12 protein-coding genes and 7 tRNA genes are annotated in these 17,488 nt (G+C 65.0%); 3 read left to right on the top strand and 16 right to left on the bottom strand.

The genetic code is table 11. The features are described 5' to 3' along the window. Window positions 1-14: 14 nt before the first annotated feature. The 14 genes from clpP to BTJ49_RS06680 all read right to left on the bottom strand — a co-directional run bounded on the left by clpP (window position 15) and on the right by BTJ49_RS06680 (window position 8,800). Window positions 15-641, bottom strand: a complete 627-nt coding sequence (gene clpP / locus BTJ49_RS06745) for an ATP-dependent Clp endopeptidase proteolytic subunit ClpP (RefSeq protein ID WP_113064642.1) — start codon at window positions 639-641, stop codon at window positions 15-17. A 35-nt stretch (window positions 642-676) separates the two neighbouring features. Then, complete coding sequence (gene tig, locus BTJ49_RS06740) at window positions 677-1,969, bottom strand: trigger factor (RefSeq protein ID WP_113064641.1); 1,293 nt, start codon at window positions 1,967-1,969, stop codon at window positions 677-679. 72 nt (window positions 1,970-2,041) lie between these two features. Beyond that, a tRNA-Leu gene (locus BTJ49_RS06735) sits at window positions 2,042-2,126 on the bottom strand. 215 nt (window positions 2,127-2,341) lie between these two features. Beyond that, window positions 2,342-2,417, bottom strand: a tRNA-Lys gene (locus BTJ49_RS06730). A gap of 11 nt (window positions 2,418-2,428) precedes the next feature. Beyond that, a tRNA-His gene (locus BTJ49_RS06725) sits at window positions 2,429-2,505 on the bottom strand. A 22-nt stretch (window positions 2,506-2,527) separates the two neighbouring features. Further along, a tRNA-Arg gene (locus BTJ49_RS06720) sits at window positions 2,528-2,604 on the bottom strand. 19 nt (window positions 2,605-2,623) lie between these two features. Next, window positions 2,624-2,700 (bottom strand) — tRNA-Pro (locus BTJ49_RS06715). A 186-nt stretch (window positions 2,701-2,886) separates the two neighbouring features. Continuing rightward, a tRNA-Arg gene (locus BTJ49_RS06710) sits at window positions 2,887-2,963 on the bottom strand. A gap of 231 nt (window positions 2,964-3,194) precedes the next feature. Continuing rightward, window positions 3,195-3,287: transfer RNA gene (locus BTJ49_RS06705), tRNA-Ser, on the bottom strand. 66 nt (window positions 3,288-3,353) lie between these two features. Then, window positions 3,354-3,566, bottom strand: a complete 213-nt coding sequence (gene csrA, locus BTJ49_RS06700) for a carbon storage regulator CsrA (protein WP_113064640.1) — start codon at window positions 3,564-3,566, stop codon at window positions 3,354-3,356. A 256-nt stretch (window positions 3,567-3,822) separates the two neighbouring features. Next, on the bottom strand, window positions 3,823-6,459 hold the full coding sequence (gene alaS / locus BTJ49_RS06695; RefSeq protein ID WP_113064639.1) for an alanine--tRNA ligase: 2,637 nt from the start codon (window positions 6,457-6,459) through the stop codon (window positions 3,823-3,825). Between the two features lie 63 nt (window positions 6,460-6,522). After that, window positions 6,523-7,020, bottom strand: a complete 498-nt coding sequence (locus BTJ49_RS06690; RefSeq protein WP_113064638.1) for a regulatory protein RecX — start codon at window positions 7,018-7,020, stop codon at window positions 6,523-6,525. A 100-nt stretch (window positions 7,021-7,120) separates the two neighbouring features. Then, window positions 7,121-8,167 (bottom strand): recombinase RecA, encoded by a 1,047-nt coding sequence (gene recA / locus BTJ49_RS06685; RefSeq protein WP_113064637.1) that lies wholly within the window; start codon window positions 8,165-8,167, stop codon window positions 7,121-7,123. A 132-nt stretch (window positions 8,168-8,299) separates the two neighbouring features. Continuing rightward, window positions 8,300-8,800: a CinA family protein gene (locus tag BTJ49_RS06680; RefSeq protein ID WP_240601760.1), complete on the bottom strand. Its 501-nt coding sequence runs from the start codon at window positions 8,798-8,800 to the stop codon at window positions 8,300-8,302. A gap of 160 nt (window positions 8,801-8,960) precedes the next feature. Here BTJ49_RS06680 and mutS point away from each other — a divergent pair, with 160 nt between their 5' ends. After that, window positions 8,961-11,540, top strand: a complete 2,580-nt coding sequence (gene mutS, locus BTJ49_RS06675; RefSeq protein ID WP_113064636.1) for a DNA mismatch repair protein MutS — start codon at window positions 8,961-8,963, stop codon at window positions 11,538-11,540. Window positions 11,541-11,838: 298 nt separating this feature from the next. Further along, window positions 11,839-13,998 carry a catalase/peroxidase HPI gene (katG, locus tag BTJ49_RS06670; RefSeq protein ID WP_113064635.1) on the top strand — a complete coding sequence of 720 codons (2,160 nt, stop codon included), beginning with the start codon at window positions 11,839-11,841 and terminating at the stop codon, window positions 13,996-13,998. A 79-nt stretch (window positions 13,999-14,077) separates the two neighbouring features. Here the strand turns inward: katG and BTJ49_RS06665 are convergent, their stop codons facing one another. Then, window positions 14,078-15,457: a cytochrome C gene (locus tag BTJ49_RS06665; protein WP_240601759.1), complete on the bottom strand. Its 1,380-nt coding sequence runs from the start codon at window positions 15,455-15,457 to the stop codon at window positions 14,078-14,080. A 278-nt stretch (window positions 15,458-15,735) separates the two neighbouring features. Further along, window positions 15,736-16,920 (bottom strand): PLP-dependent transferase, encoded by a 1,185-nt coding sequence (locus BTJ49_RS06660; protein ID WP_113064634.1) that lies wholly within the window; start codon window positions 16,918-16,920, stop codon window positions 15,736-15,738. Between the two features lie 97 nt (window positions 16,921-17,017). On the opposite strand from BTJ49_RS06660, the gene BTJ49_RS06655 reads away from it, so the two are divergent. After that, entirely contained in the window at window positions 17,018-17,485 is a 468-nt protein-coding gene (locus BTJ49_RS06655) for an Lrp/AsnC family transcriptional regulator (RefSeq protein WP_113064633.1), read from the top strand. The last annotated feature ends 3 nt before the right edge of the window (window positions 17,486-17,488 follow it).

The raw sequence follows: 17,488 nt of genomic DNA, 5'->3' as shown, positions 1-17,488 counted from the left end.
GATCGCAGGCTGCATCAGGACGACTTGGCCGCATCCAGCGCGCGTTGATCGATCACGGAGTCGATCAGGCCGTATTCGCTGGCCTCGGCGCTGCTCATGAAGCGGTCGCGCTCGGTATCGCGCGCGATGTCGTCCACCGGCTTGCCGGTATGCTTGGAAAGAATGTCGTTCAGACGCTCGCGCATGGTCAGGATTTCGCGGGCGTGAATTTCGATGTCCGTGGCCTGCCCGGAAATGCCACCGGCCCAGGGCTGATGGATCATGATGCGCGAATGCGGCAGCGAATATCGCTTGCCGGCCGCACCGGCAGTCAGCAGCAGCGCGCCCATGCTGGCCGCCTGACCGACGCAGATGGTGCTGACGTTGGGCTTGATGAACTGCATCGTGTCGTAGATCGCCAGCCCGGCGGTCACCGAACCGCCGGGGCTGTTGATGTACAGGCTGATGTCCTTGTCCGGATTTTCCGACTCCAGGAACAGCAGCTGGGCCACGATCAGGTTGGCCACGTTGTCCTCGACCGGGCCGACCAGGAACACCACGCGCTCCTTCAGCAGGCGCGAGTAGATGTCGTACGAACGCTCGCCGCGCGAGGTCTGCTCGACCACCATCGGCACGAGGTTGAGATTCTGGATCGGGTCCACGGATGTTCTCCCAGTCGATACGGCGCGGTCTGCGATCAACCGCGCTGCGGCTTCATCACCTCGTCGAAGCTGAGCTCCTTCTCGGTGGTCTTGGCGTTCTCCGCCACCCACGCCGCCACCTGGTCTTCCAGGACACGGTTGTGCAGGCCCTGCATGAGCTGGGGGTCACCGCTGTAGAGTTCAACCACGCGCTCGGGCTCCTCGTAAGTCGAGGCGATCGCGCTCAGGGTCTCGGCCACGCGCTTGTGGTCGACCTTGATCTCCTCGCGGCGAGCGATCTCGCCCAGCAGCAGCGCGGCGATCACGCGCTTGCGCGCCATCGGCTCGGCGGCGGCGAGCATTTCCGCAGTCGGCTCCTGGCCTTCCGGCAACTGGCTGCGCACCATGCCGCTGGCCTCGCCATCGATCATCACCTTGGGCACGTCGATGTCGTCGTGCATCTCGGCGAGCTTCTCGGCGACCTGGTTCTTCAGGCGACCGGCCAGCGCAGCCTTCAGCTCACGATCGAGGTTCGCGCGGACTTCCTTGCGCAGGGTCTCGACGGTGCCATCGGCGATGCCGAAGGCCTTGGCGAAGGCGTCGTCGATCTCGGGCAGGTTCGGCGCCTGCACCTTGGCGATGCTGAGATTGACCGTCGCGGTCTTGCCGGCCAGCTGCGCATTGCCGAAATCTTCCGGGAAGGCGATGTCCTTGGTGAAGCTCTCGCCGGCCTTGTGGCCAGTCAGCGCCTCATCCAGGGCCTCGAACAGGGTACCGCCACCGATCACGCTGCCGGCGCGCTCCTGACCTTCCTCGGGGAAGCGGTAATCGTCCGCCTGCGCGTCGTAGTCGAACATCACGAAATCGCCGGCCTCGGAGGCACGCTCGACCGGATCAAAGCTGCGACGCTGCAGACGCAACGTCTCGATCATCGAATCCACGTCGGCGTCGGTCACTTCCGCCGTCGGCTTCTCCAACTCGATGCTGGACACATCGACTTCGGGCAGCTCGGGCATGATCTCGAAGGTCGCTGTGTACGAAATGTGTCCGTCCTCGGCCTCGCCGGTGGTGTCGACCGACGGCTGAGCGACCGGGCGCAGCTTCTCCTGCTCGAACGCTTCACCGAGGCTGCTTCCGATCAAGTCGGACAGCACTTCGCCGCGGACCTGCGCGCCGAAACGCTGCTTGATCACGTTGCTCGGCACCTTGCCTGGACGGAAGCCCTTCAGGCGCACGGTGCGCCCCATTTCGGCAAGCCGCTCGCTGACCCTGTTCTCCAGTCGATCCGCCGGGATCTTCACCGTCAACTTGCGCTCGAGCTTGCCGACGTTCTCAACCGAAACTTGCATGACCTCTCCTGAAACCCGCCTGACACGGAAGCCTTGGCGGCATCAGTGCCACCCGTTGGAATGAAATGGGAATGGTGCGAAAGGCGAGACTCGAACTCGCAAGGGTTGCCCCGCCAGAACCTAAATCTGGTGCGTCTACCAATTCCGCCACTTTCGCCCTGCCGACCGGCCCGAGCCGCGTTGCGGCTTTCGTTCCGCCATCGAGCTCAAGTCGACGATTCCCGTACACGAAACGGGGATTTTAAGGTGTCGCGAACCCTTCGCACAAGAGAAAGCGTGTGCACACCATGCCAGCACTGGCACGCGGCACACATACACCCAACCCCCGGTACAAAAAAAAAGCGGCTCGCATCGCTGCAAGCCGCTTGAAGATGGTGGGCCGTGTAGGACTCGAACCTACAACCAATTGATTAAGAGTCAACTGCTCTACCAATTGAGCTAACGGCCCATTGTAAAAAGTGGGGTGGACGATGGGACTCGAACCCACGACATCCGGAATCACAATCCGGGACTCTAACCAGCTGAGCTACGCCCACCACAGTTCGAACGACCACAATTTGGCGCGCCCGACAGGACTCGAACCTGTAACCGTCGGCTTAGAAGGCCGATGCTCTATCCGGTTGAGCTACAGGCGCCTGACGCGTCCGGATACTCTGGTCGGGGTAGAGGGATTCGAACCCCCGACTTTTGCGTCCCAAACGCAACGCTCTACCAGGCTGAGCTATACCCCGTATCCCGTCCCAGGCCCTGCGGCTTGCGGAGCCTCGGCATGGTACGGGGGCACCAAAGTGCAGTCAATCCGATCCAGAGCGCGGAGCGAATCTCTGCGGTTCTGATTTGTCCCGTCGGTCGGCAAACCCAATTGCCGTCCTGGACAGTGCGAGACCAACCCGCATCACACACTGCCCTTTCTTGAATGGCGCGCCCGGAGAGATTCGAACTCCCGACCGCCTGGTTCGTAGCCAGGTACTCTATCCAGCTGAGCTACGGGCGCTTATCAAGTTTTGCGACACCCGCGATGCGCTGCGGGTGTCTGTGCGAAGCGCGGCATTATTCTCAAACCGGCCCCGCTCGTCAACAGCTAATTTCACTTTGGTCGAAAATTTATCGAATCGCGCGGATGCGAGACGACAACGTTGGACGGATGGATGTCCATCCAGCCAAGTCAACCAAGGCAATCCCGTATCGCAACGGGAGGATTCGCCATGCGAACCCTGGGCAAAACTGGCGGAGAGAGAGGGATTCGAACCCTCGAGAAGGTGATTAACCCTCTACTCCCTTAGCAGGGGAGCCCCTTCAGCCACTCGGGCATCTCTCCGTTGAAATTTCCGTCAACCGGAAGCCGGCTAGGATAACTGCAAGCGAATACTTTCGTAAACCCTTGTCAGTCATTTTCCTCGCTCGGGGGGACTCCGGGGGCACCCGCCTGATCCTGCTCACGCTGGATCCGCTGGTAGATTTCCTCGCGATGCACGGAAACATGCTTGGGCGCATTGATACCGATGCGCACCTGGTTTCCCTTCACACCGAGAACGGTAACCGTCACCTCGTCACCGATCATCAAGGTTTCCCCGACTCGTCGGGTCAATATCAGCATAGTTCGTTACTCCTGGCTCCTTAAGGGCCGTGATCCAACATGAACCGCGCACCTCACCCCTGATTGCGCGGGTCGATCGCGACGATCCGCGATCGTCACGGCCCTCCCCTGTACATACGGCTCCGTGAACGGCGGAAATCCACCGTTTCGGCTCCCACCAGACCTCAACAGGGGCCGATGGTCGACCGATACTAGCCGCCGCGCAAGTTCCGTGCAATTACTGCTATGACAGCATGTTTGACTGGCACGCGCATTCTCAGCCGAGTTGCGCCTCGAGCCACTGCGGCAAAGCCTCCAGCGCGGCATCCAGCGCCGGCGAGTCGACCCCGCCGCCCTGCGCCATGTCAGGACGCCCGCCGCCCTTGCCGTCGATCTGTCCGGCGACATGCGAAATCATCGCGCCCGCCTTGACGCGACCCAGCGCCGCGCCATGCACGCCGCCGACCAGGGTCGCCTTACCGTCCTTCGCACTCGCCAACAGCACGACGCAATCGCCGAGCTGCTGCTTGAGACGATCCAGACCGTCGCGCAACGCTTTGCTGTCCAGCCCGGGCAGACGCGCTGCAACCAGCTTGATGCCATTCACGTCGTGCGCGCTGGACGCCAGGTCGGCGGAGGCCGCGGAAGCGGCGCGTGCCTTGACGGCCTCCAGTTCGCGTTCGAGCTTGCGCGTGTGCTCGAGTACTTTGCTCAACATCTCGTAGGCATCGCCAACACTGGCACCCAACTTCCCTGCCAGACGGATGAGGCGCTCCTCTTGCTCGCGCACATGCGCCTCGGCCCCTTCACCAGTTAGAGCTTCAATGCGCCGCACGCCAGCCGCCACGCCGGATTCGGACACGATCTTGAACAACCCGATGTCGCCAGTGCGCGATACGTGCGTGCCGCCGCACAGCTCGGTCGAGAAATCGCCCATCTTCAGTACGCGCACCTCGTCGCCGTACTTCTCGCCGAACAGCGCCATGGCACCGAAGTCAATGGCTTCCTGGTAGCCCATGTGACGGATATCGGCTGCTTCGTTGCGGCGGATCTCGGCATTGACCAGCGACTCGATTTCCTGCAGTTGCTCCGTCGTGACCGACCGGTCGTGCGAGAAATCGAAGCGCAGGCGATCCGGCGCCACCAACGACCCCTTCTGGGTGACGTGCTCGCCGAGCACCTTGCGCAACGCGGCGTGCAGCAGATGCGTCGCCGAATGATTGAGCACGATGGCCTGACGCCGGGCGGCATCGACTTCTCCGTGCAACTGCGCGCCGACGGCGAGCGCCTGCGAGCCGTTCCAGCGGCCCACATGGCCGTGATAGGCGCCGGCCAGCTTCTGCGTGTCGCGCACGTCGAATGCGCCGCCAGCGCTGTGCAACGCGCCGGCATCACCCACCTGGCCACCGGACTCGGCGTAGAACGGCGTGCGATCCAGAAGGATCGTGCCCTCCTCGCCATCCGCCAGCTGCTCGATGCTCTGCCCGTCGCGCACGATGGCGACGACACGGGCATCGGCTACCGTCAGGGTCTCGTAGCCCAGGAACTCGGTGGCGACGAGCCGGCTGACCAGTTCGGCCGGCAGTTGCGCCTTGGATTCGAAGCGGCTGGCGGCACGCGCACGCTCACGCTGTGCCTCCATCGCGCGCTCGAAGCCCGCCATGTCCACTTCCATACCGCGCTCGCGAGCGATGTCGGCCGTGAGGTCCACCGGGAAACCGTAGGTGTCGTAGAGGCGGAAGGCGTCCTCGCCGGCGATGATCTTGTCGCCGCCGAGCGCCACTACGTCCTCGAACAATTTCATGCCCTGCTCCAGCGTCTCGCCAAAGCGCTGTTCCTCCTGCCGCAGCGTCTTCTCGACAGCGTCCTGCGCCTTGGCCAGCTCCGGATACGGCTCGCCCATCTCGGCGACCAGCGGCGCGACCATCTTCCAGAAGAACTCGTCCTTGGCGCCCAGCATCCAGCCATGCCGCAGCGCGCGGCGGATGATCCGACGCAGCACATAGCCACGCCCCTCATTGGACGGCGTAACGCCATCGACGATCAGGAACGAACAGGCGCGAATGTGATCGGCGATCACGCGCAGCGACTTGTTCTCCAGATCCTCAGTGCCGGTCAGCTTCGCGGCGGCCGCGATCAGGCGCTGGAACAGGTCAATCTCGTAGTTCGAGTGCACACCCTGCAGAATCGCGGCCAGGCGCTCCAGACCCATGCCGGTGTCTACGCACGGTGCCGGCAGCGGCTGCAGGGAGCCGTCCGGCTGACGGTCGAACTGCATGAACACGAGATTCCAGATCTCGATGAAGCGGTCGCCGTCCTCGTCCGGCGAACCGGGCGGACCGCCGGGAATATGCGGACCGTGGTCGTAGAAGATCTCGCTGGACGGACCGCACGGCCCGGTGTCGGCCATCTGCCAGAAATTATCCGAAGCGTACGGCGCGCCCTTGTTGTCGCCGATGCGGATGATGCGCTCGGCCGGCACGCCGATTTCGTCCTTCCAGATGTCGAAGGCCTCGTCGTCGGTCTGGTAGACGGTGACCGTCAGCTTGTCCGCCGGCAGGCCGAAGACCTGCGTCAGCAGCTCCCATGACCAAGCGATGGCCTCGCGCTTGAAATAATCACCGAACGACCAGTTGCCGAGCATCTCGAAGAAGGTGTGGTGGCGCGCGGTGTAGCCGACCGCATCCAGGTCGTTGTGCTTCCCGCCCGCGCGCAGGCAGCGCTGCACGTCGGCAGCGCGCACGTAGCCCGGCTTCTCGCTGCCGAGGAACACGTTCTTGAACTGGACCATCCCCGAATTGGTGAACATCAGGGTCGGGTCGTTGCCCGGCACCAGCGGGGCCGACGGCACGATGGTGTGGCCGCGGTCACGGAAGAAATCGAGGAATCGCGCGCGTATCTCTGCTGTTTTCATGCACTTACGGTGTGAAATTCATGAAGGGTATACGCCGAAGCGACGCCTGCGGCGGGGATCGCATCAATCCTCGCTGTCGACAGCATCGTCCACATCGGCACGGGTAACGCTGTTTACTGTGGCGGCGTCGAAGCCGCGACGCAAGAGGAACTGCGCGCGCTTGGCCCGTTCGGCGTAGTCGGATACCGGGGATTCGCCATAGCGGCGGTGCAGCTGAGTACGCGCCGAGGCGAGCCAGTCGACCTCGGCCTCGGCCAGTTGCCGCTCGACCTGTGCGTCGCCGATCCGGTGGGTGCGAAGCTCCGCACGAATGCGACGCGGACCGTAACCGTTGAGAATGCGGGAGCGCACCATCATCTCGGCAAAGCGCGCATCGTCCTGGTAGCCGTCCTCGGCCAGGTGGTCGAGCGCCTCTCGCGCCTCATCGCGTGCATAACCGTCGCGCAGCAGACGTTCCTGCAGCTCATGGCGCGACTGCTCGCGGCGTGCCAGCAGCGCCAGCGCCTTGTCGTAAGCACTTCGTCTGGGTTTGTCGGTTTTTTTCCTGCGCCCCAGCGGCATGCGCCCTCCAGATGATCGAAGCCGCCGGCAAACGGATTGCCGGCGGCTTCGATGTTCTCATGCCCGGCATGTCCGGGCCGCACGGTGCAACCGAGACGGCTCAGGCCTCTTCGGCCACCGAATCTTCCTTCGCATCGTCCGCCGCGGGCTTGCCGCCTGCGGGAACCAGCAGACGGGCACGCAGCTCGGCGTCGACCTCGTTGGCCATCTCGGGATGATCCTTGAGGTACTGACGCACGTTCTCCTTGCCCTGACCGATGCGGTCGCCCTTGTAGCTGTACCAGGCACCGGCCTTGTCGATCAGGTTCTGCTCCACGCCCATCTCGATGATCTCGCCCTCGCGCGAAGTGCCCTCGCCGTAGAGAATCTCGAACTCGGTCTTGCGGAACGGCGGCGCGACCTTGTTCTTGACCACCTTCACGCGGGTCTGCGAGCCGATCACCTCGTCGCCCTTCTTCACTGCGCCGATGCGGCGGATGTCCAGGCGCACCGAGGCGTAGAACTTCAGCGCGTTGCCGCCGGTGGTGGTCTCGGGGCTGCCGAACATCACGCCGATCTTCATGCGGATCTGGTTGATGAAGATGACCAGGCAGTTGGTCTTCTTGATGTTGGAGGTGAGCTTGCGCAGCGCCTGGCTCATCAGACGTGCGTGCAGGCCGACGTGGGAGTCGCCCATCTCGCCCTCGATCTCGGCTTTCGGCGTCAGCGCGGCGACCGAATCGACCACCACCATGTCCACGGCACCCGAGCGCACCAGCATGTCGGCGATCTCCAGCGCCTGCTCGCCGGTGTCCGGCTGCGACACCAGCAGGTCGTCGACGTTGACACCCAGCTTCTCGGCATAGCTCGGATCGAGCGCATGCTCGGCATCGACGAAGGCGGCGGTGCCACCGGCCTTCTGGCACTGCGCGATGGCCTGCAGGGTCAGCGTGGTCTTGCCCGACGATTCCGGACCGTAGATCTCGACCACGCGTCCACGCGGCAGACCGCCGACGCCGAGCGCGATATCCAATCCCAGCGAACCGGTGGACACGGTCTCGATGGCGACCTGGGTGTGGTCGCCCATGCGCATGACCGCGCCCTTGCCGAACTGCTTCTCGATCTGGCTCAGCGCGGAGGAAAGCGCGCGACGCTTGTTGTCATCCATCTTCGGTACCTCGGTACGGTGTTGGTTGCCGACAGCTTGCCGGCCGTGTATCTCAGTGGCTGCGACAGGCAGCGCAGCCGACTCGTCCAGTATCCCACAGACGGATCGCGGCGCGTGCCGGAACGGTCCGACTCAGGCGGTCAGGGTTTGCCGCACGCCGTCGAGCGCCGCCGCCACGGTCTGCCGCCGCACGGCGTCTCGGTCGCCCTCGAAATGGAACAGCTCGGCGCGCGCATAGCCGCCTCGCCGCTTCCAGCCGATCCATACGGTGCCGACGGGCTTGTCCTCGGTGCCGCCACTGGGTCCGGCGATGCCGGTGACCGCCACCGCGACACCCGCCCCCAGATGCGCCAGCGCACCGGCGACCATCTCCAGCACCGTCTCCTCGCTGACCGCACCGGTCGCCTCCAGCGTGCGCGGATTGACGCCGAGCAGTGCCTCCTTGGCCTCGTAGCTATAGGCCACGACACCGCACTCGAACCAGGCCGAACTGCCCGGCAGATCGGTCAGGATCTTGGCGATCCAGCCGCCGCTGCACGATTCGGCGCTGACCAGCATGAGATTGGCCGCCATCAGGTCGTCCGCCACGGCGCGGGCGCGCTGCTGCAGATCGGCTTCGCAAGGGATGTTCACTGTGCACTCCGAATCGGGAAAGCCGCATCGTCCACGTGCAGCCGAACCCAGATCGTACCGCCACCCGACCCGGCACGGAAAACACATCAGGGCATGCAGGCAAGGTCCGGTCGCGGGTAGACTGGACGACTCCTCCGATTCACCGAACGCCGCCCGCTGCATGAACAAAGACGACCTCGCCGGCCATACCCCGTTGATGCGCCAGTACCTGTCGGCCAAGGCCGAGCACCCGGACGTGCTGCTGTTCTTTCGCATGGGCGATTTCTACGAGCTGTTCTACGACGATGCGCGCAAGGCCGCGCGTCTGCTCGACATCACCCTGACCCAGCGCGGCCAGTCCGCGGGCGAACCGATCCCGATGGCCGGCGTGCCGTATCACGCGGTGGAGAACTACCTGGCGCGCCTGATCAAGCTGGGCGAGTCGGTGGCGATCTGCGAGCAGGTCGGCGATCCGGCCAAGAGCAAGGGACCGGTCGAGCGCAAGGTGGTGCGCATCGTCACGCCCGGCACCGTGACCGACGAGGCGTTGCTGGAGCAGCGACGCGACAACCTGCTGCTGGCCATCCACGCCGACAAGCAGGGCTACGGCCTGGCCTGGGTCGACCTGACCGCCGGCCGCTTCCTGCTCACCGAGGTCGCCGACGCCGAGGCGCTGGGCGCGGAGCTGGCGCGGCTGGCTCCAGCCGAGACCCTGGTCAGCGAGGACGTGCGCTGGGATGTCCGCGTGAGCGCCCTGCCCGGCTTGCGCAAGCGGCCGCCTTGGCACTTCGACAGCGACAGCGCACGCCGCGAGCTGAACCGCTTCTTCGGCACGCGCGATCTGTCCGGCTTCGGCATCGACAATCTGGACCGCGCCATCGGCGCGGCCGGCTGCCTGCTGGCCTACGTCGAGGAAACCCAGAAGAGCGCACTGCCGCACCTGACCGGCCTGGCCGCCGAGAACGCCGGCGAGACCATCGCCATGGATGCCGCCACGCGCCGCAATCTGGAACTGGACACGCATCCCGAAGGCCGTCGCGAGCACACCTTGCTCGGCGTGCTCGACGAAACGGTGACGCCAATGGGCGCGCGCCTGCTGCGGCGCTGGCTGCACCGCCCGCTGCGTGGACGTGAACCGTTGCGCAAGCGCCACCAGGCCATCGGCGCGCTGCTCGACGAACGCCGCGTCGAACCGCTGCGCGAGGACTTGCGCGCCATCGGCGACCTCGAACGCATCCTCGCCCGCGTCGCGCTGCGCTCGGCGCGACCACGCGACCTGTCCACGCTACGCGACGGCCTTGCTGCCGCCCCTTCGCTGCGCGAGAAGCTGGCCGATCTGGACAGTCCGCTGCTGCACGAACTGGTCGAACGTATCGGCGACCACGCCGACACCTGCACACTGCTGCAGCGCGCGATCGTCGAGCGTCCTCCGGTGCTGACCCGCGACGGCGGCGTCATCGCCGACGGCTTCGACGCCGAACTCGACGAACTGCGCCAACTCTCCGAACACGCCGATCAGTTCCTGGTCGATCTGGAACAGCGCGAGAAGGCCGCTACCGGCATCGCCACGCTGAAGATCGGCTACAACCGCGTGCACGGCTACTACATCGAGATCAGCAAGGCGCAGTCGGACAAGGCACCCACCCACTACACGCGCCGCCAGACCACCAAGAACGCCGAGCGCTACATCACCGAGGAGCTCAAGACCTTCGAGGACAAGGTGCTGTCCGCCCGCGAGCGCAGCCTGATGCGCGAACGTGCGCTGTACGAGGAACTGCTCGACACCCTGGCCACCGACCTCGTGCGCCTGCGCGACGCCGCCGAAGCCATCGCCGAACTGGACGTGCTGGCCGACCTGTCCGAACGTGCCGAGACGCTGAACTGGTGCGCGCCGGTGCTCGACGACGCACCCGGCATCCACATCGAAGCCGGCCGACATCCCGTGGTCGAGCGCGTGCGCGACGAACCGTTCGAGCCCAACGATCTGGCCTTCGACGACGCCCGTCGCATGCTGGTCATCACCGGCCCGAACATGGGCGGCAAGTCCACCTATATGCGCCAGAACGCGCTGATCGCGCTGCTCGCGCACATCGGCAGCTACGTGCCGGCCAGCGCGGCGCGCATCGGCCCCATTGACCGCATCTTCACGCGCATCGGCGCCGGCGACGACCTGTCGCGCGGCCAGTCCACGTTCATGGTGGAAATGAGCGAGACCGCCAGCATCCTGCACAACGCCACCGCACAGAGCCTGGTGCTGATGGACGAGGTGGGCCGCGGCACGTCCACCTACGACGGCCTGGCCCTGGCCCGTGCAGCGGCCGTGCACCTGGCCGCGCACAATCGCGCCTTCAGCCTGTTCGCCACGCACTACTTCGAGTTGACTGAACTGGCCGGCGAGATCGACGGCGTGGTCAACGTGCACCTGGACGCCGTCGAGTACGGCGAGCAACTGGTGTTCATGCACGCGGTGAAGGAAGGTCCGGCCAACCGCAGCTTCGGTCTGCAGGTCGCCGCTCTGGCCGGCCTGCCCAAGATGGTGATTGCCGATGCGCGGCGCACGCTGGAGCAGCTGGAACAGGGCATGCACGTCGCGTCTTCCGCACCGCCGCCTCGTGCATCGAGCGAGGCCTCACCGCAGATGGGACTATTCGCTCCGCCCGCGCCCTCGGCCGTGGACCGCGCCGTGGCCGAACTCGACCCCGACGCCCTCAGCCCCCGCGAAGCGCTCGAAGCGCTGTATCGCCTGAAGCAACTGGGCTGAGCGTCACACCACGGACAGCGTAGCGTCACGGAGCCTCTGGCATGCTGTGATGGATCGGCTGCAGCTTCGCAACGATCATAGCCAGAAGCTATGGATTGCATTGGAACAATCGAATTCTACTGATCGCTGCGCAGGCGTAAATTGACTCAAGTAGCCCGCACGCCGACCAGGATCGCCGTACTCGCGCCGCCGCACTCCATCTCGACACGATGAGCCTGCAGGTGCCGCGCGACGGACGTTTCCGACGCACGGGCAAGTCCGAAAACGGTCGATCCATCCGCACCCAAGGAGAGAAGCCATGTCCGCCGAATCGAAGTGTCCGTTCCACCCCGCCACCACCGGCACCACCAACAAGGATTGGTGGCCCAAGCAACTGCGTCTCGAACTGCTCAGCCAGCACTCGGAGAAGTCCAACCCGCTCGACGGCGCCTTCAGCTACCGCGAACAGTTCAAGAAACTGGACTACGCCGCGCTGAAGAAGGACCTGCTGGCCATGATGACCGACTCCAAGGACTGGTGGCCGGCCGACTTCGGCAGCTATGCCGGACTGATGATCCGCATGGCCTGGCACAGCGCCGGCACCTACCGCATCGGTGACGGCCGCGGCGGCGCCGGGCGCGGCCAGCAGCGTTTCGCGCCGCTCAATTCCTGGCCCGACAACGTCAGCCTGGACAAGGCGCGCCGTCTGCTGTGGCCGATCAAGCAAAAGTACGGACAGAAGATTTCCTGGGCCGATCTGATCGTGCTCGCCGGCAACGTCGCGCTGGAATCCACCGGCTTCAAGACCTTCGGCTTCGCCGCGGGCCGCGAGGACGTGTGGGAACCGGACAAGGACGTGTCGTGGGGCGACGAGACCGAATGGCTGGCCACCAGCGACACGCCGAACAGCCGCTACGCCAGCAGCAAGCCGGGCGAGCGCGATCTCGACAACCCGCTGGCCGCCGTGCAGATGGGCCTGATCTACGTCAATCCCGAAGGCCCGGACGGCAACCCCGACCCGGTCGCTGCCGCGCACGACATCCGCGAGACCTTCAAGCGCATGGCGATGGATGACGAGGAAACCGTCGCCCTGATCGCCGGCGGCCACACCCTGGGCAAGACCCACGGCGCCGCCTCGGCTGATAACGTCGGCACCGAACCGGAAGCTGCCCCACTCGAGGCGCAGGGCTTCGGCTGGCACAACAAGCACGCCAGCGGCGTCGGCAAGGACGCGATCACCTCCGGCCTGGAAGTGACCTGGACCAGCACGCCGGTGAAGTGGAGCAACGACTTCTTCAAATTCCTGTTCGACTTCGAGTGGGAGCTGGAGAAGAGTCCGGCCGGCGCGCAGCAGTGGGTGGCCAAGGGTGCCGACGCGATCATTCCGGGGCCGACGCCGGATTCGCCCAAGCGCAAACCGACCATGCTGACCACCGACCTGTCGCTGCGCTTCGATCCCGCCTACGAGAAAATCTCGCGCCGCTTCCGCGACGACCCGGACGCCTTCGCCGAAGCCTATGCCCGCGCCTGGTTCAAGCTGACCCATCGCGACCTCGGTCCGAAGTCGCGCTATCTGGGTCCGGAAGTCCCGGCCGAGGACATGCTGTGGCAGGACCCGCTGCCCGCAGCCAGGCATAACCCGACCGCGGCCGATATCGCCGACCTGAAGGCGAAGATCGCCGCCTCCGGCCTGAGCGTGTCGCAACTAGTGTCGATTGCCTGGGCCTCGGCCTCGACCTTCCGCGGCGGCGACAAGCGCGGCGGCGCCAACGGCGCGCGCATCCGGCTGGCTCCGCAGAAGGACTGGGCGGTCAACAAGAAGGCCATCGAGGCGCTGCCGAAGCTGGAAGAGATCCAGAAGACCTCGGGCAAGGCTTCGCTGGCCGACGTGATCGTGCTGGCCGGCGGCGTGGGCATCGAGATGGCGGCCAAGGCGGCCGGCCTGGATATCGAGGTGCCGTTCGCGCCGGGTCGCGTGGACGCGGGCATCGAGCAGACCGATGTCGAGTCGTTCACCTACCTCGAACCGTTCGCCGATGGTTTCCGCAACTACGAGAAGGCCAAGTCGGCCATCGACGCCGAGCGCCTGCTGGTCGACAAGGCCCAGTTGCTCACCCTGACCGCGCCGGAGATGACCGTGCTGGTCGGTGGCCTGCGCGTACTGGGCGCGAATTACGACGATAGCCAACACGGCGTGTTTACCGACCGTCCGGGCGTGCTGAGCAACGACTTCTTCGTCCACCTGCTCGACATGTCCACCGAGTGGACCCGCAACGGCGACGTCTACGAGGGCAAGGACCGGGCCACCGGCAAAGTGAAGTACACCGGCACACGCGCCGACCTGGTGTTCGGCTCGAACTCGATCCTGCGCTCCCTGGCCGAGGTCTATGCCAGCACGGATGCGACCGGGAAATTCGTGCAGGACTTCGTCGCGGCCTGGACCAAGGTGATGAACCTGGATCGCTTCGATCTGGCCTGAATCCCCTTCCCTGCTGCTGAACGAAAACGGCAGACCTCGAGGTCTGCCGTTTTCGTTTCACGCCGTGTCGCGATGGCGCTCAGAGTGCGAGCCACAGGTAGAGATAGGTCGCATCGTTGCCGCTGGCATTACGCCCCGCGCCATCGATGTTGTGCACCAGGCCGCTGAACTTCGTATACCAGGTGTACTGCAGACCGACGCGGACATTGACGTACGGCTGCTTCCACGAATCGGACTTGCCGAACGGGTTGTAATCGACCTCGACGATGCCTCCCTCGGTGTTGGGCGAGCCATTGTTGCCATACAAGGCCAGGTCGTTGCTGCCGTCGTAGACGAACTGCGCCAGGCTCACGCCGTAGGTGTTCTGGTACCAGTAGCTGCCCTTGAGGTTGAACGAGTCGAGTGTGTTGCGCAGGTGCGTGGAACCGCCATCGAGGAACGTGCTGTTCAGCGTCTGCCGCTCGTGCACGTACAGGGCGTTGGCCGTGAAGATGTTGTCGCCGCGGTAATACTCGTAATCGCCCGAGAGACCGAGATCGCGATAGTCGTCCGTCGGACCGGGCAGCGGGATCGCGTGCCCGTTCACGTCCTCGCCCACGGCGCCGCGATTGACGTCGAACAGGAAGCCACCAAGCGTGAAATCACCGTTCGGAACCGCCTTCGTGTAGGTCAGGCGCGCATACGGGGCGAAGCCGGAAAGCTTGCCGTCGTAGCCGGCATTGACCTTGTTCGTCCATGCCACCGACAGCGACCGGTAACCGCCCGCCTCCAGATACCACTTGCCATCAATCTGGGTGTAACCCGTGGCACCGATGGACTGCCCGCCGATGCCGTCCAGAATGATCGGCGCGGCCGGCGCGCCCGGCGCCAGATCCGAGCTCATGTAGGGAAACATCCACGCCGGCGCACTGTTGAACACGTCGCTGACTGTGGGATTGTTGTTGATCGAAATGCCCCATACCCCATTGTGCTTGCCGTGGCTGTAGGGCCGCGCGTAACGCACGTCCACGTTGTCCCAACCCAGCAGACCGCCCACCTCGGAATACGTCGCCTGCGCGAACACGCCCGCGTGCTTGCTGATGCGTCCGGCGAGGAATACCGAAGCCTGATCCAGCGAGAAGTTGTTGTTCCCCTTGAAGGGCTTGCCCAGATCGGCGGGATCCTGCACCTGCCCGGTGTGCAGGAAGGACTCGACCATCATCGCCGATAGCGGAATCTTGGCGTCGTTGCCCACTTTCATGGTGTAACCATTGAGCTTGAACTCGCGCCCGAACGGCGTCAGCTCGGGACCGAACGCACCGACATGGCAGGAAGAACAGGGCAGATGTGTCTGACGCGCGTAGGACGGCACCGCCAACGCGGGGCCGGCATGCAGCAGCACCCAGACCATGGGCAGAATCAACCAGCCCAGAAAACGGATACCGCGTGGCCGGCACTCCCTTGCTGCTTGCCTATTCATTTTTCGACTCCCCGAAAAGACGCGATGGCTTGTGGTTCGCGTCCCGACTTCCGCGTGTACCCGCTGCTGCAACGTTGCCCGTGACGATATGCACGCAGACGCGGAAGGTGACCACGGCGTCCTCACGGGGCGGGATTGCGGCACGCGCTACATGAATAACGATGTGCTGCAATACGACTTTCAGGATAGACAAAAAGACATAGGCCGCCTTGATCGAGATCAAAGCGGCCCATCATCGTGCCGAAATACCTTGCGGGCGGGGCACCGCCCGTCCTGGATCAAGCCACCTTCGCGCCCACGGACGCTTCCAGAGCGCTTTCGAGGTCGCTCCAGATGTCCTCGACGTGCTCGATGCCGACCGACAGGCGCAGCATCCCCGGCGTGATACCGCAATCCTCCTGCGTACCGGCATCCAGAGTGCGGTGCGTCAGACCCGCCGGATGCTGGATCAGCGTGTCCACCGACCCCAGACTCACTGCCGGCGTCGCCAGCCGCACTGCCGCCATCACCTGCGCCGCCGCCGCGTGGCCACCATGCACCTCGAACGCCATCAGGCTTCCGGGTCCGCGCATCTGCGTGCCGACCAGTCGCGCATTGACGTCTTCACGCAGGCCGGGATAGCTGATACTCGCCACCAGCGGATGGGCCTGCAGGCGCTTCGCGATCTCTACAGCATTGGCCTGCGCCTTCTCCACGCGCAGCGCCAGCGTCGGCAGGCCACGATGCAGCAGGTAGGCGCCGAGCGGATGCAGCAGACCGCCGGTCGCCGCGCGCACCTGGCGCAGCGATTTCGCCCAGTCGTCGTCGCAGGCCACTACGCCGGCGATGACGTCGCCGTGGCCGCCGAGGAACTTGGTCGCACTATGCATGACCAGGCGCGCGCCCAGCTTCGCCGGCTGCTGCAGCACCGGCGTGGCGAAGGTCGAGTCGACCAGCACGGGCACGTCGCCCGCAGCCTTCACCACGGCGGCGATGTCGATCAATTCGAGCGTCGGGTTGGCCGGCGTCTCGATCATCACCAGCGCGGTGTCCGCGTCGACGGCGCCGGCGATCTCGTCCGGTTTCACCCAGCGCACCGGAATGCCAAGCAGACCGGAATCGAGCAGATGATCGCTGGTGCCGTACACCGGACGCACCGCCAGCACGTGCTTGCCGCGCTGACCGGCGGCCAGCAGACATGCCGACAGCGCAGCCATGCCCGAACCGAAGGCGACTGCGTCGGTGGTGCCCTCCAACTGCGCCAGCGCCTGCTCGAAGCGGGCCACGGTCGGATTGTGCAGACGCGCATAGATCGGGTTCTCGGCGCTAGCCTGCCCGCCGACCAGCGCGTCGAAGCTGGCCGTGCCGACGCCGAGATCGCGCACCGGATAGGTCGTCGACAGATCCAGCGGCGGTGCGTGCACACCCAGTTCGGCGAAGTCTTCGCGGCCGGCGTGGACGCCGAGGGTTTCGGGATGCGACATGGCCAGGGCCTCAAGTTCGAAAATAAGACCCCATGCTAGAATCAAAAAAGCTCGATATACCCATGAACCGAATTTAATTTCGCAAGTGGTGCGAAACATGCAACTCGATCGAATCGATTACGCCCTTCTCGACGCACTGCGAAAGAACGCTCGGCTGCCCAACAAGACGCTGGCCGAGAAAGTCGGCGTCGCGCCGTCGACCGCCCTGGAGCGCGTGCGCCGCCTGCGCGAGAGCGGCATGATCCAGGGCTATCACGCCGAAATCGACCCGCAGGCGCTGGGCATCGGCCTGCAGGCGATGATCAGCGTGCGCCTGGAACGCCATGCGCGCACCGACGTCGCCGCGTTCGACACGTACTTGAAGACGCTGCCGGAGGTACTCAGCTTCTGGCACGTGGCCGGCGGCAACGACTTCCTGGTGCACGTGGCGGTGCGCGACAGCCAGCGCCTGCGCGATTTCGCCCTGGACGCCTTCACCACGCGCAAGGAAGTCGCGCACATCGAGACCAACCTGATCTTCAGCTTCCAGCGCAACGCACGGCTGCCAGCGCCGCCGCGCGACTAAGCA

The organism is Oleiagrimonas sp. MCCC 1A03011, assembly GCF_003267965.1.
Taxonomy (GTDB): domain Bacteria; phylum Pseudomonadota; class Gammaproteobacteria; order Xanthomonadales; family Rhodanobacteraceae; genus Oleiagrimonas; species Oleiagrimonas citrea.
This window is presented reverse-complemented; position numbering and strand designations above follow the sequence as displayed.